This is a genomic window from Lentzea indica (genome assembly GCF_012184385.1).
In the GTDB taxonomy this organism is placed as follows: domain Bacteria; phylum Actinomycetota; class Actinomycetes; order Mycobacteriales; family Pseudonocardiaceae; genus Lentzea; species Lentzea indica.
In genome coordinates this window covers 58,419-72,896 of sequence record NZ_VSRL01000018.1, presented here as the reverse complement: position 1 = coordinate 72,896, position 14,478 = coordinate 58,419, and the positions used below count along the sequence as shown (strand labels likewise).

Below are 14,478 nucleotides of genomic sequence, written 5' to 3'. Positions count from 1 at the left end.
CGCTCGCGCCGTTTGCGGGCCAGCGCGTCCTCGCCGTCGTTGTTCGCCGGCTCTGGCGCCGGCAGCGCGAAACCGAACCCGGAGTACTCCAGCGCCTTCGTCAGGTGCCCGGCTCGCACCTGCTCGGCGGCTTCGGGGTCGGACATCGCGGCCGTCAGCGTGTTGCGCACCTGGGTGACGGCGTCGTCCGCGAGGCCCCGTCAGCTCCAGCGTGCGGTAGACCAGGGTCTCCATCAGCTCCTTGCGCTTGCGGCCGAGCTCCCGCATGGTCAGCTCCGCCGTGGAGAGGCTCAGTGCCTCCTCCAGGCCTGCTGGCGCGTCCCTGATCAGCCGGTTGACCGCCCAGGCGCCCACGGTCGGCTTGCGCAGGTCGGCGATGGCCTTGGCGAGGTCCTTGTCCTCGGTCTGCTTCGCCGCCGCGTTGCGGGCCGCGGTGAACTCCTTAGGGGGCAGCCCGTAGAGCTCGTCGGCGACCGGCTTGAGGTCCATGCGCGCAAGGTAGCGCCTGAACAGCCGTTAGTCGTGCTGAATCGCACCACGCAGTCGCTCAACGAAATGAGGGCGGCCGGCGTTGAAGGGATGGGCTCGGCAAGTGCCCCGATCGGGTAAACAGGATGGGGAGATGCACACCAGGTGGAGATGGGTCCTCTTCGGGCTCGGCGGGGCGGTCGCCGCGAGCGGACCGGTCGCGATGGCGGACGGCCCGTGGTACGGCTACGTCTTCGGCGGCCTGTGGTCCCTCATGGGCGGCACCGTCGCGTGGCGCAGCTTCCGCATGGGCACGAAACTGACGGCTGAAGGCATCACGTCGAACAGCCTCGACCGCCAAGCCACCATTCTCTGGTGCGACGTCCACGCAATCGAGCCGGCGCGGCGTCGCAACCTGATCTTCTTCCACACGATCGCGCCCACGGTCCGTCTGCGCGGGAGCAAGGAAACGCTGACCGAGCTGAGCCTGCTCTCGATCAAAAAGGACTCCGTGCCCGAACGGACCGCGAGCCAGGTGGCCGAACTCCAGCGGGCGCTCACCAAGCACCGCATTAACTGCCCGCGGTGCGGGGCGCAGCCGAAAGCCCTCGCGACCAGCCAGGGCCTCGTCGCCCGTGTGCGGTCTCGATTGCGTTCACTATTCAGCGGAAATAGCGATCAGTCCATCGTCCGCTGACAGGATCCTGTTACAGGCCAACACTGTTCACCGTTGACACAGCTCTTGACATTCCCCTCCATCAGCTCTTGACTGGAGGGCAGTTGCTCGTTCCACGGCAAAGAAGAAACACGCTGCACTAAAAGTGTGCCTGTTCAAGCCGCTGAACAGTCCAATGTGGATCTGTGAATTGCTCCGGTCTGACGATTGCCCCTCGCGAGGCGAAGAGATGCACTTCTGTGCACTCTTTACCCCACGAAGGGCACATGCGCCGTGAAGAACTGGAGACGCCGCACCGGAACGGTCTTGTTGACCGCGGTGCTGGGCACTGCCGGGTTCGGCTTCGCCGCCACCCCCGCGATCGCGCAGAACGCTCCGCAGCAGCAACCGGCCGCGGACAAGCAGCTGGACAAGAAGGACCGCGAGCTCGTCGACGAGGCCGCCCGCCAGGGCAAGCCGACCGTCGACCTGCTGGTCGCCGCGGAGGACGGCAAGACCGACGCCGCGGTCAACGAACTGAAGGCGCTCGGCGCCACGGTCCAGAAGACCGAGAAGGACGTCGACTACGTCAAGGTCACCATCCCGCGTGACAACGCGGAGAAGGCGGCCAAGCTGGCCTCGGTCAGCACCGTTGACGTCGACGGGCTCATCGCGCTCGACGAGCCGCGCCCGCAGGGCATGGAGCAGCCGGCCCCGCAGACGCCGCCGAGCTCGACGACGCCGCGCACCAACCCGTACATGCCGACGCAGGACACGCAGGCGGCGCAGTTCGCCACCGCGCACCCGAAGTGGGACGGCCGCGGCACCACGATCGCCGTGATCGACTCCGGCATCGACCTCGACCACCCCGCGCTGGCGACCACCAGCACCGGTGAGCGCAAGATCGTCGACTGGTTCACGGCCAACAACCCGGCGTCCGGTGACGGCACCTGGGTCACGATGACCAAGACCGGCAAGGTCGGCAAGTTCACCGAGGCCGGCCGCGAGTGGACCGCGCCCGCGACCGGTGGCCCGTACTCGTTCGGTCTCTTCCGCGAGACCGCCGGCGACCTCGGCGGCCCCGGCAGCGAGGTCGGCGGCGACATCAACCGCGATGGCGACCGTCTCGACTCGTGGGGTGTCATCCAGGACATCGCGACGAAGGAAGTCTTCGTCGACAACGACGGTGATGGCAACTTCACCAACAACCCGCGGATGATCGACTACAAGGTGAAGAAGGACTTCGGCTTCTTCGGCACCGACAACCCCGCGACCCCGGTCGCCGACCGCATGGCGTTCGTCGTGCAGACCGACAAGTCGATCTACGACAACAGCGGCACCCCGTACGTCAGCCTCGGCCTCGCCGCCGGTGCGCACGGCACGCACGTCGCCGGCATCACCTCGGCGCACAAGCTGTTCGACGGCAAGATGGCCGGTGCCGCGCCGGGCGCGAAGCTCATGGCCATCAAGGCCTGCCTCTCCACGCCGTCCTGCACCAGCTCCGGCCTGATCGACGGTGTCCTCTACGCCGCGCGCAACGGCGCCGACGTCGTGAACATCTCCATCGGTGGCCTCCCGGCGCTCAACGACGGCAACAACGCTCGCGCCGAGCTCTACAACCGCACGATCAACGAGTACAACGTCCAGCTGTTCATCTCGGCGGGCAACTCGGGTGCGGGCGCGAACACCGTTGGTGACCCGTCGGTCGCCACGGACGCGGTGAGCGTCGGTTCGTACATCACCAGCCAGACCTGGCTCTCCAACTACGGCTCGACGACCGCGCAGAAGCAGAGCCTGCACGGCTTCTCGTCGCGCGGCCCGCGTGAGGACGGCGGCTTCAAGCCGAACATCGTCGCGCCGGGTTCGGCGATCTCCACCACGCCGCGCTGGCAGCCGGGTGGCCCGGTGGCGGGCACCTACGCCCTCCCCGCCGGTTACGCGATGTTCAACGGCACCTCGATGGCCGCCCCGCAGGCGACCGGTGCCGCCGCGCTGCTCGTGAGCGCGTACAAGGCCCACCACAACGGTGAGCGCCCGACGAGCGCCGAGCTGCGCTACGCGATCCAGCGCAGCGCGAGCTTCGTGAGCACCCTCGGTGCCTACGAGCAGGGCGCCGGTCTGTTCAACACCAACGCCGCGTGGTCGTTGCTGGACAAGCACGGCGTGCCGAACAAGGTCACGACCTCGGTGCCGGTCAGCACCGTCCTTTCCGGACTGCTGGCCACCCCGAACGTCGGTGTCGGCATCCACGACCGCGAGGGCGTCACGGCGGGCCAGGAGTACACCCGCACGTACACGCTGACCCGCACCACCGGTCACGACCACCTGGAGACCTGGAAGGTTTCCTGGAAGGGCAACGACGGCACGTTCAAGGCCGCCAAGACCGTGGACCTGCCGCTCAACACGCCGGTGCAGTTCCCGGTCAAGATCAAGGCCGGCACCGCGGGCGTGCACAGCGCCGTCCTCCAGCTGGACGACGTGGAGACGCCCGGCGTTGACGTGCAGACCCTGAACACCGTGTTCGCGGCGCAGAACTTCAACGCCGCCAACAAGTTCTCGGTCACGAAGTCCGGCACGATCGCGCGCAACCAGTCGACCAGCCTCTTCGTGAACGTGCCCAAGGGCACGACCGCGCTGAAGGTCGACATGGCCGCCGGTGGCGCCGAGGCCGGCAAGGGCCAGGTGCGCTTCCTGCGCTTCACCCCGCAGGGTGTGCCGCTGGACGTGACCAGCTCGACCAACTGCTACAACCCGGACGCGGGCGCCGGTTGTGCCGGTGGCACCCCCACCAGCCGCACGGTGGCCAGCCCGATGGCCGGTGTCTGGGAGATCGTGGTCGAGGCGCGCCGCACCTCCGACGCCGCTGAGGCGCCGTACTCGGTGACCGCGTCGGTGCTCGGCACGTCGATCAGCCCGAACCCGGACGTCATCGCGTCCGCGGCGCTGGGCGTCCCGCTCAACCGCAGCTACACCGTCACGAACACGCAGGCCGCGTTCAACGGCAGGCTCGTGGAGGGCGCGGTCGGCAGCGCCAAGACGGATCGTCCGTCGATCGCGAACCTGGAGACCGTGCTCTACGAGATCAAGGTTCCCGCCGGCGCGTCGCGGATCACGACGACGATCGGCAACCCGTCCGACGCGGGCGCCGACCTCGACCTGTTCCTGCTGAACTGCACGACGGGCACCTGCGTGGTCGCCGGTCAGTCGGCGGACGGTGACTCCGAGGAGTCGGTCACGGTCAACAACCCGGCCGCCGGTGTGTGGCGCGTCCAGGTGGACGGCTACGCGGTGCCCGCGGGCACCACGCAGTACGACTACTTCGACGTTTACACCGCAGCCGGTCTCGGCACGCTGGACGTGACCGACGCCAACGCCGACCGGGCCGCTGGTGCGTCCTGGAACGCGACGGGCGTCATCACCCCGCAGGGCCAGCCGGGTGACGGCCGCGTGCTGCGCGGCGAGCTCCAGGTGCGCACGTCGGACGAGAACGTAGTCGGCACCGGTGCCGTGATCGTCCAGTCCGTCAGCTGAAGTTCCACCGAATAACGCGGAAAGCCCCAGGGTCCACGAGATCCTGGGGCTTTCTACGGTTCAGGGAGCTTGTTGCCGATCGGCTCGTCCAGATCCACTTTGGACACACCGGTGATGAGATACGCGTCTTCCACCTTGTCGACCGGCATCTCGGCCCGCAGGTAACCGATTCTGGGATCCCGCGACTCGACGGTCGCGCCCAGCTTGGTCAGTGCCTGCTCGACCTCCTCGTCGCGTCCCGGCTGCACGGAGATCATCAGTGGCACGGTGAGGTGGCCGTCGCGCTTCGCCTGCTCGATCCGGTTCTTGTCCGGCGTTGCTGAAGACACGGTCGGGACCTCCGCTAACGGCACGGCTGGAGACCCGTTCGTACCACAGCTTCCGAGAGCCAGCGCGCAAAACGCGACGGCGAGCGGTCTTCTCATGAGCCTAGGACGGAACGGGCTCCGCGAGCGGTTGCATCCGCGTTTCCGGGACCGCGACCATCATGATGACGGTGGCGACGACCACCAGGGCACCGATCACCGCGAACGTCCACGCCAGCCCCAGATGCGGCCACAGCAACGCCCCGAACAGCACGGGGACGAACCCGGCGCCGATGCGGCTGATCGTCGAGGCCCACCCGAACCCGCTGGCCCGCAGGTGTGTCGGGTACAGCTCCGGCGCGAACGCGTACAGGGCCGGAATCGCGATCTGGATCAGCATCCCGAACAGGGTGATCCACATCTTGGCCGCCGTGTCGACGTTGATCTGCCAGGCGAACAGGACGAGCGCTGCTGCCGCGAGCGGCGCGCTGATCGCGATGACCCACTTGCGCCCGAACGCGTCCACCAGCCAGGCGCTGATCAGCGCACTCACGATGCCCACCGCCACGGTCAGCGTCGTGACCATGAACGCCGCGTACGTCCCGTACCCCTGCGCCTTCAGGATGCTAGGCAGCCACGTGACAGCGCCGTAGTAGAGCAGGAACACGGCCAGGAACAGCACCCAGAGCGCCGCGGTTCGTTTCGGGTCGAACCGCCAGATGTCCTTGAGCTGCGTGAACATCACCTTGGGGGAGAGGTGCTGCATCTGCTGGGGTTCGGGGAGCGTCCACTCCTCTCGTGGCGCCCCTGTTCTCGCGATCAGGTCGTCGATGACCTTCTTGGCCTCTTCCGGCCGGCCCTTCGTCACGAGGAACATCGGCGATTCGGGGACTCCGCGCCGGATCCAGAAGAGCAGAAGGGCGGGCAGCACCATCGTGAGCATGAGAAGCCGCCAGCTGCCCAGGTCAGCGAGGTACGCCGCGGTGAGCCCGCACAAGGTGGCGCCCAGCGGCCAGAACCCGTCCATCGCCGCCAGCACCCGCCCGCGCACCTTGGCCGGCGTGAACTCGCCGACCAGCGCGAAGTCCACCGGAATGCACCCGCCGAGCCCGACCCCCGCCAGGAACCGGAACACGCAGAACGTCACGAAGTCCGGCGACGCCGCCCCTGCCACCGTGAACACCGAGAACATCAGGATCGTGAGGCTGAACGCCTTCTTGCGCCCGATGGTGTCCGCGATCGCACCCCAGGTGAACGCCCCGACGGCCATCCCGATCAGGTTCGCCGTACCGACCCATCCGCGTTCGGCGAGGCTGAGCCCCCACTCGGCGCTGACCAGCGGAATCAGGAACGCGTTGAGCGTGACGTCCCACGCGTCGAACAGGAACCCGAGCCCGCCGATGATGAAGATCGTCCCTTGCGCGCGCCACCGCCACGGCAGGCTCTGGACGACCTGATCCCCAGTTCTCATCCGCCCAGTGTGGTGGAACCGCCTACTGCTTGGGCCCCGCAAACGCTTGCTCGCGCAACGCCCCGTCCACGCTCTCGCCGAAAACCCGCGCGTCCGTGTGCTGGTCGCTGGTCGGCTGCTGCCGCTTGGCTCCCGTCACCGCCCGAGTCCTCACCTGCGGCAACGCGCCGCCGTGCTGCCTCTGCACCCAGTCCACCAGGTGCTCCCTCACGAGACACCTGAGATCCCACAGCTTGCCCGCGTCAGCCGCACTCACCAACGCCCGCAGCCTCACGAACCCGTGCACGGCCTCGGTCACCTGCAACACGGACACCCGCCCGTCCCACAGGTCGCTGCCCTCCAGCATGGACCGCATCTCCTGCCGCATCGCCTCGACCGGCACCGTCCAGTCCAGATCCAGCTCCACGGTCCCGAGCAGCGCCGACTGCGTGCGCGTCCAGTTCTCGAACGGCGTCTTGAGGAAGTACGAGGTGGGCAGCACCAGCCGCCGGTCGTCCCACAGGTGCAGCACCACGTACGTCAGCGTGATGTCCTCAACCCGTCCCCACTCACCTTCAACCACCACAACGTCATCCAGCCGCACGGCATCGCTGAAGGCGATCTGCATCCCCGAGATCACGTTGCCCAGCAACGACTGCGCCGCCAACGCCGCCACCGCACCGATGACAGCCGCACTTGCCAGCACCGTCGACCCGATGGCCCGCGCCCCGGGGAACGTCATCAGGATCGCGCCGACCGCCAGTACACCGATGATCACCAGCGTGAGCCGTCTGACCAGCGTGATCTGCGTGTGCACGCGGCGCGCGTGCCGGTTGTCCGTGACGTCGGTGCGGATCCGCGACAACGAGATGTCCACCAGCGTGCTGATGAGCGCTGCCAGAAGCCAGGCCCCAGCGAGGATCAGCGCGATTCCCAGCGCGTGCAGGGCTGCCGGAGCGTCTATCGGGTACACGCTCAGGCTTATCTGGGCAGCGAGCAGAGCTCCGAACAGCTGGCCAGGCCGGTACATCTTGCCGCTGTGGGTGAAGCGGCGCACCAGGCGGTGGATCACCTCCACCGCCAGCAACGCGAAGGCCACCGAGCAGCCGAGCACCACGAACAACATGTCGTCCTCCTCCCGTATCGACGGCGGGTACCCGCTGTCTGGGGAGGGGAACACCATGAGTCATCTCACGAAACGTGACGTCCGCAGCATGCCGCCTAGACGGGCAATGCGGGCTCGAACAGCCACCGCGTGAGCAGATCGCGATGCCCGGCCAACGCCAGGAAGTCCTCCGTGGTCACCACACCGTGCCGGTTGCGCGCACACCACTCGCGCAGCAACGCGAAGAACGAGTCGTCACCCATCGCACGACGCAACGCGTGCAACGTCAAAGCCCCGCGCTTGTAAACCCGGTCATCGAACCAGTCAGCCCGAGGCGGCCGCCCGATCACCAGGTCCTGCGGTAGCCGGGTCACCAGATCCCTGGCACCGGCAGCACAAGCATCCGCCGACCGTCCACCGGAAGCCTCGGACCACAACCACTCCGAATAGCAGGCGAACCCCTCGTTCAGCCAGATGTGCTCCCACGCGGCGATCCCGACGGAGTTCCCGAACCACTGGTGCGCCAGTTCGTGCGCCACCAGTCGTTCCGAGCCTCGACGTCCGTCCACGTGGTTCGCGCCGAACGTCGACAGTCCCTGGGCCTCCACGGGAACGTCCAGTTCGTCATCGGTCACCACGACCGAGTACTTGGCGAACGGGTAAGGCCCGAACAACGACGAGAACAGCGAGATCATCTGGTCCTGGCGGCCGAAGTCGTGCGCGACCAGCCGGCGCAGCCGGGTCGGCGCCCACACGCCGGGCAGCGCCTCGACGTACTGTCCGATCTGGACAGTCGCGAGGTAGGTGGCCATCGGTGCGGCCATCGAGTACGTCCACCGCGTGGTGCTGCCGGACACCTTGCCGTCCACCAGCACTCCGTTGCACACGACCATGTACGACGAAGGCGCGGTCACGTCCAGCAGGTAGGACGCCTTCGAGGAGGGCACGTCCAGGCACGGGAACCACGAAGGTGCCCCGACGGGCTGTGAGGCGACGATCGCGCCGTCCGCGAGGTGGTCCCAGCCGAGGTCGCCCCATTCCGGTGTGGACACGGGAACGGGAACGCCCGAATAGCGCACCTCGACCGAGAACGTGCCACGCACGGCGGCGCGCACGCGGAGCTTGCCGGCCGAGTGCGTGTAGCGCGCGGGCTTGCCGTTCACGAGAAGTTTCGAGATCCGCAACGGCCCGAAGGACAGCTCGAACGACGACAGCGAAGTGCAGGAAGCCTGCAGCACCGCACGCCCGGAGAGGCGTGCGGAGTGCGGCTTGTAGTCAAGCTCTAATGCGTAGTGATGTACGGAGAAGCTCATGTCCACGCGGAGATCGGGTTGCCCAGCCAACGGGTTCCCGACGGTACATCCTCTCCGCGCATGACGAGCGAGGCGGGTCCGATCGTGGTGTGAGCGCCGATGGACGCGCCGGGCAGCACGATGCCGTGCGGGCCCAAAGTAGCGCCCTCGCCCAGTGAAACCCGGTCCATGCGCAGGATGCGGTCGTGGAACAGGTGCGTCTGCACGACGCAGCCGCGGTTCACCGACGCACCGGCGCCCAGCTTCACCAGGTCTGCCTCGGGCAGCCAGTACGACTCGCACCACACTCCACGGCCCACGGACGCGCCCAGGGAACGCAGCCAGAGGTTCATGATCGGCGTGCCACCGGAGAACCCGACGAGCCACGGCACCGCGAGCACCTCGACGAACGTGTCCGCCAGCTCGTTGCGCCACACGAACGCCGACCACAGCGGGTACTCACGTACGCGGAACCGGCCCACGAGCACCCACTTGGCGATCACCGCCACCAGGCAGGCGGCCACGCCGGCGCCCAGAAGCACGACGCCGGACCACCAGAGCCCGAACTCCTTCAGCGCGAACAGCACGAGCACGACCAGAGCCACGTTGAGCATCACCGGGACGAACCGGCACAGCTCCACCAGCGCCCGCGCCCACATCAGGTGCTTGGGCGGGTCGAACGTGCGCGACTGGTCCGACACCTCGGCCGCACGCGGCAGCTTCATCGGCGGCATGCCCAGGTAGGAGGAACCGGCCTTGGCGCGCTTGGGAGCCGCCGACAGCACGCCGACAAGGCCGCCCTTCGGCACGTTGCGGCCGGGCGCGGTCATGCCCGAGTTGCCCAGGAACGCCCGCTTGCCCACGCGGGCCGCAGCGATGCGCAGCCAGCCGCCGCCGAGCTCGTAAGACCCGACCATCGTGTCGTCGGCCAGGAACGCACCGTCGTCGACGCGGGTCATGCGAGGCAGTGCGACCACGGTGGACGCTTCGACGCCGCGGCCGACCTTCATGCCGAGCAGCCGCAGCCACACCGGCGTGAACAGCGAGGCGTACAGCGGGAACAGGGCCGAGCGCGCGTTGTTCATCAACCGCTCGGTCGTCCACGCCTGCCACGCGACGCGGCTGTGCACGGGGTAGTAGCCCTCGCGCATGCCGATCCCCAGCAGTCGCACGGAAACCAGCACCAGCAACGCGTAGGAGCCGAACCAGATCGCCGACGCGACCGGCACGTCCCACAGCGCCGACGTCAGCGTTACGGGCTGGCGCAGCACGTACAGCAGGGCTGGAGCCGCCGCCAGCAACGGCAGCGCGCCCAGCAGACCCGACGAAACGCCGTACATGAAGTTCCAGAAACCAGAGCGCGTAGGACGGCGTGACGGGAACGAGCGCGACGCCTTGCCCTCGCGAACCGCGGGAACGCCTGCCCAGCGCTGTCCGGTCGGCACGGAACCGACGACACCCGAACCGGGCGCCACCTCGGCCTTCTTGCCGATCCGCGCGCCGGGGAACAACGTGCTGCGTGCGCCAACGGTCGCGCCGGCGCCGATCCGGATGCGGCCGATGCGCAGCCGGTCGCCGTCCAGCCACCAGCCGGACAGGTCGACCTCGGGCTCGACGGCAGCGCCGCGCCCGACCTTCAGCATGCCGGTGACCGGCGGCAGCGAGTGCAGGTCGACGCCGGGGCCGATCTTCGCGCCCAGCGCCCGTGCGTAGTGCGTGACCCACGAACCGGAAAGTTCGGTGGCGCGCGACATCTGCGCCAGCATCTCGGCGGTCCACAGTCGCAAGTGGACGGAACCGCCGCGCGGGTAGGAACCGGGCTTCAGTCCGCGCAACAACAACCGTGCGCCACCGGCGGAAACGGCGAGCCGGCCCAGAGGGGAGATGGACACCGCCCAGCCTGCAGCGACCCACCACCAGGAAACGGAGGTCCAGCCCAGCACGTTCGACAGCGCCGTCAGCGCGACGACCCACCGCGCACCGGCAATGGTCAGCAGCGGAATCATCAGCAGGGTCTGGACGATGCCGGTCCACCGCGGCGTCGGTGCGACGTCGCGCACCTCTGCCGTTTCTCCGTACGACTCCAGGCGCCTGGCCAGCTTGTACAGCGTCGGGTTCTGGTAGATGTCCGACACAGAAGTGCTCGGGTACCGCGTGCGGACCATCGAGACCAGCTGTGCGGCGCCCAGCGAGCTACCACCGGAGGCGAAGAAGTTCGCGCCCTCGGAAGCAGGCCCGGAACCGAGCACGGCTGCCCACTGTTCCGCGAGCCAGCCCTCGAGACCCGAGAACACCACTCCCGCGGTGTCCATCGACGCCAACGGCCACGGCAGCGCGGCGCGGTCGACCTTGCCGGACGTGCGCGTGGGCAACGTGTCGACGATCGCGATCAGCGGCACCAGTGCCGCGGGAAGCTCGGTCCGCAGCTGTTCGACGGCCGCTTCTTGGTCGAAGTCGCCGTCCACCACCACGTAGCCGACGAGAATCTGGTTGCCGCCACGCGTCGTGCGCACGGCAGCAGCGGCACCGGCGATGCCGGGCAACGCCGCCAGCGCCGCGTCGACCTCGCCCAGCTCGATGCGCCGGCCGCCGAGCTTGATCTGCTCGTCCGCGCGGCCGAGGAACACGAGGCCCTCCGGCTCGGCGCGGACCATGTCACCGCTGCGGTACGCGCGGTCCCAGTCCATCGAGGGCAGCGGCGCGTACTTCTCGGCGTCCTTCGCGAGGTCCAGATAGCGCGCCAGACCAACGCCACCGATCACCAGCTCGCCCGTCGAGCCCATCGGCACGACCTCACCGGCCGCGTCGACGACGACGAGTTCCCAGCCGTCCAACGGCAAACCGATGCGCACGGGACCGGAGCCGGTCATCCGCGCGGCACAGGCCACAACAGTCGCTTCCGTTGGCCCGTAGGTGTTCCAGACCTCGCGGCCGTCGATGGCGAGGCGCTCGGCCAGTTCCGGCGGGCAGGCCTCACCGCCGAAGATCAGCAGCCGCACGTCGTCCAGCGCCTCGACCGGCCACAGCGCGGCCAGCGTCGGAACCGTGGAGACGACGGTGATCTCCTGCTCGACCAGCCACGGGCCGAGGTCCATCCCGCTGCGCACCAACGAACGCGGCGCGGGCACGAGGCAGGCGCCGTAACGCCACGCGAGCCACATCTCCTCACAGGAGGCGTCGAACGCGACGGAAAGCCCCGCCAGCACCCGATCTTCCGGCCCGATCGGCTCGTCCTGCAGGAAGAGCCGGGCCTCGGCGTCCACGAACGCGGCCGCCGAACGGTGTGTCACGGCAACACCCTTGGGCTTGCCGGTGGAGCCGGACGTGAAGATGATCCACGCGTCGTTGTCCAGCGAGGGCTCGCCAGGAACGCCGAGCGGAACGCCGTGCAGCACAAGGGATCGGCCTTCGCCGAGCACGGCGGACACGCCCGCTTCACCGAACACGAGCTCTGCTCGCTCGTCAGGGTCCTCGAAGTCGACGGGCACGTAAGCGGCGCCCGCCGCGAGGGCCGCGAGGATCGAGACGTAGAGGTCGACGGTCCCGGACGGCACGCGAATGCCGACCCTGTCGCCGACCCCGACACCTTCGGCGGCGAGCTTTTCCTTGAGTTCAAGTACTTCGGAGATGAGCGCGCGATACGTGAGCGCGGTGGTGCCGTCGTCGACGGCCAGCGCGTCCGGGTGCTGTTCGGCACTCGTGCGCAGGATGTCCAGGAGTGTGCGCGGGGTGGGCGCCTCACCTGCCGTGAACATCGATCGAAGAACAACGGGTTCAGCCGCAATGGTCACGACAGCGTCACTTCTCACCCTCTCGACAGCTTGGGACCAGCAACTTTACCCCCAGTTAACGGACTACCTCTCTCCGGAGTACGTCGACTCACAGGTGACGTCAGTCACCGCAACACTTTCGAGTGACTTCTTGGCGTTGTGGCGGGCGAGGTTCCACTCCCGCCAGTCCTGCTCGACGTTGCGATCCTTCAACCACCGCAAGGCACACGACCGTTCCGGTTCCGGCAACCTGATGAGCGCCGGCACCGCGTCCTCCGACAACTGCGACAGGTACCGCGTGTCGATCTTCTTCGTCGCCTCGAACCGCGTGACGTTGTAGTCGGCGACCACACGTTCGGGGTTCATCACCACGACCGCGAGGAAGAACGCCGCCCCGGTCCCGACGATCGCCTTCGGCAACCAGTTGGCGCGCAACGTGATCCCGCCGGCGATCACCATCAGGTAGACGACGGCGAGCCAGACCTCGCACGACGCGACCAGAAGCCGCAGCACCGTCCACCCGTACGCCTGCTGGTAGAACCACATGCGGCTCAACGCACTCGCCACGATCACCAGCGTCAGCACCGCCAGCGACCCGAGCAGAATCCGCAGCCACAACTGTTCCCGAGCTGTCTTCTTCGTCGCGAACCGGGCAACGCCGGCGATGACGCCCAGCGTCAGGATCGTGACCCACAGGAGCTGCCAGAAGCCGGACCGCGCGTACTCGGCGAACGTGACGCCCGCCGTCCGCATCACGTACGCCTCGCCACCGAACAGCACCGCGAGCTGCGTCCCCACGAACCCGGTGAACAGCAACACGAGCACACCGACCGGCAGCCCGTAGTCCTTGAGCCGCAACGTGCCGGGCTTGGTCTCCGCGTCCTCGTTGATCTCCGCCGGCGCCGCCACGAGGTAGCACGCGCCCAGGGCGCCGAAGGCCGCGACGGCCCCGTAGAACCCCATCCGCACGTAGACGCCGATCTCGAGGTCCGGCACGAGGTTCTCGAGGAAGTCGTTGAACGCCTTGTCCGCGCCAGCCAGCAGCGACCCGAAGATCAGCAGCAGCACCAGCGCCACGCCGACCGAGATGAACGGCCTGATGCCGATCGGCCCCCGCTTGCTGAGCCCTTTCGCGACCCACGGAATCGACCGCAGCCCCGCCAGCCCGACGCCCACCGCGCCGAAGACCAGTCCGCGAACGGTCCGCCCGCCCGCCATGGCGATCGAGCCGCACAGCATCGACGCCATCACGCACAGCGGGAACGTCCACTCGGCCGCCCGCAGGAAGCCCATCGCCAGGAACGCCAGCGCGGCCGCGAGCCAGAGCGCGCGTTCGACGGTCGGCTTGCCCGCGTGGAAGAGGACGGCGCCGACGCCGAACAAGCCCGCCAGGAACCAGCCGATGCCGTTGTTGGGCGGGGCGAGGAACGCTCCCGCCAGGCCCGCGACGAGGCCGACGACGAGGACCTGGTTGGGGGCGGCGCTGGCCGGCGGTCGCCACCACGGCATGAGCGGGGTCGGGGTGTGCACGACTGCTGGGGCGGGGTAGCGGGGCGCGCCCTGCCACGGTGAGGGCGGGGGCAGGGTGGCGGTGGCGACCTGGACCTTGGCCGGCTCTTCCGCCTTCTCGGCGGGCTTCGGTTCGTCCGCAGCTTTGGCGGGCGTCTCTTCCGCGGCCTCGACCGGCTTCTCGTCCGAAACCTCAGAAACCGCCGCACCCTCGTCGGGCTCCGGCGAGCCCTCAGAACCAGCCGGCTCCCTGCCCTCCGGAACGGGCTTGTACCCGACCTTCCTGAAGTGCCGGTACCGCGGCCGCGAAGCGGCACGCTCCGACGAAGACTCCGGGGAGTCAGGCGATTGCGTCGAGTCAGTCATGTCTCTCTCCATAAGCCCCGAATAAGG

The 14,478-nt window shown here is 68.3% G+C and carries 8 protein-coding genes and 1 pseudogene; 2 read left to right on the top strand and 7 right to left on the bottom strand.

Annotated features, from left to right (window positions below; genetic code table 11):
- Positions 1–489: pseudogene (locus FXN61_RS07980) on the bottom strand (hypothetical protein); the annotation flags it as partial.
- 202 nt (positions 490–691) lie between these two features.
- Here FXN61_RS07980 and FXN61_RS07975 point away from each other — a divergent pair.
- Together FXN61_RS07975 and FXN61_RS07970 are read left to right on the top strand one after the other, a co-directional pair.
- Positions 692–1,165, top strand: coding sequence for a hypothetical protein (locus FXN61_RS07975; RefSeq protein ID WP_167971735.1), 474 nt, complete (start codon positions 692–694; stop codon positions 1,163–1,165).
- 252 nt (positions 1,166–1,417) lie between these two features.
- Positions 1,418–4,654, top strand: coding sequence for a S8 family serine peptidase (locus FXN61_RS07970; RefSeq protein WP_167971733.1), 3,237 nt, complete (start codon positions 1,418–1,420; stop codon positions 4,652–4,654).
- A 53-nt stretch (positions 4,655–4,707) separates the two neighbouring features.
- Here the strand turns inward: FXN61_RS07970 and FXN61_RS07965 are convergent, their stop codons facing one another.
- The 6 genes from FXN61_RS07965 to FXN61_RS07940 form a co-directional block, all read right to left on the bottom strand.
- On the bottom strand, positions 4,708–4,983 hold the full coding sequence (locus FXN61_RS07965; RefSeq protein WP_167971731.1) for a hypothetical protein: 276 nt from the start codon (positions 4,981–4,983) through the stop codon (positions 4,708–4,710).
- Between the two features lie 100 nt (positions 4,984–5,083).
- Positions 5,084–6,430 carry an MFS transporter gene (locus tag FXN61_RS07960; RefSeq protein ID WP_167971729.1) on the bottom strand — a complete coding sequence of 449 codons (1,347 nt, stop codon included), beginning with the start codon at positions 6,428–6,430 and terminating at the stop codon, positions 5,084–5,086.
- Positions 6,431–6,452: 22 nt separating this feature from the next.
- Positions 6,453–7,535: a mechanosensitive ion channel family protein gene (locus FXN61_RS07955; RefSeq protein WP_167971727.1), complete on the bottom strand. Its 1,083-nt coding sequence runs from the start codon at positions 7,533–7,535 to the stop codon at positions 6,453–6,455.
- Positions 7,536–7,630: 95 nt separating this feature from the next.
- Positions 7,631–8,827, bottom strand: coding sequence for a M1 family metallopeptidase (locus FXN61_RS07950; RefSeq protein WP_167971724.1), 1,197 nt, complete (start codon positions 8,825–8,827; stop codon positions 7,631–7,633).
- Complete coding sequence (locus FXN61_RS07945) at positions 8,824–12,561, bottom strand: Pls/PosA family non-ribosomal peptide synthetase (RefSeq protein ID WP_167971722.1); 3,738 nt, start codon at positions 12,559–12,561, stop codon at positions 8,824–8,826. The genes FXN61_RS07950 and FXN61_RS07945 overlap by 4 nt, the downstream gene beginning before the upstream one ends.
- A 99-nt stretch (positions 12,562–12,660) precedes the next feature.
- On the bottom strand, positions 12,661–14,451 hold the full coding sequence (locus tag FXN61_RS07940; protein ID WP_167971720.1) for a DUF4153 domain-containing protein: 1,791 nt from the start codon (positions 14,449–14,451) through the stop codon (positions 12,661–12,663).
- Positions 14,452–14,478 lie beyond the last annotated feature (27 nt).

Bases quoted from the DNA above. Each gene is read 5' to 3' on its own strand.
- FXN61_RS07975 (WP_167971735.1), top strand. From the start codon at position 692: ATGGCGGACGGCCCGTGGTACGGCTACGTCTTCGGCGGCCTGTGGTCC.
- FXN61_RS07960 (WP_167971729.1), bottom strand. From the start codon at position 6,430: ATGAGAACTGGGGATCAGGTCGTCCAGAGCCTGCCGTGGCGGTGGCGC.
- FXN61_RS07955 (WP_167971727.1), bottom strand. From the start codon at position 7,535: ATGTTGTTCGTGGTGCTCGGCTGCTCGGTGGCCTTCGCGTTGCTGGCG.
- FXN61_RS07950 (WP_167971724.1), bottom strand. From the start codon at position 8,827: ATGAGCTTCTCCGTACATCACTACGCATTAGAGCTTGACTACAAGCCG.
- FXN61_RS07945 (WP_167971722.1), bottom strand. From the start codon at position 12,561: ATGTTCACGGCAGGTGAGGCGCCCACCCCGCGCACACTCCTGGACATC.
- FXN61_RS07940 (WP_167971720.1), bottom strand. From the start codon at position 14,451: ATGACTGACTCGACGCAATCGCCTGACTCCCCGGAGTCTTCGTCGGAG.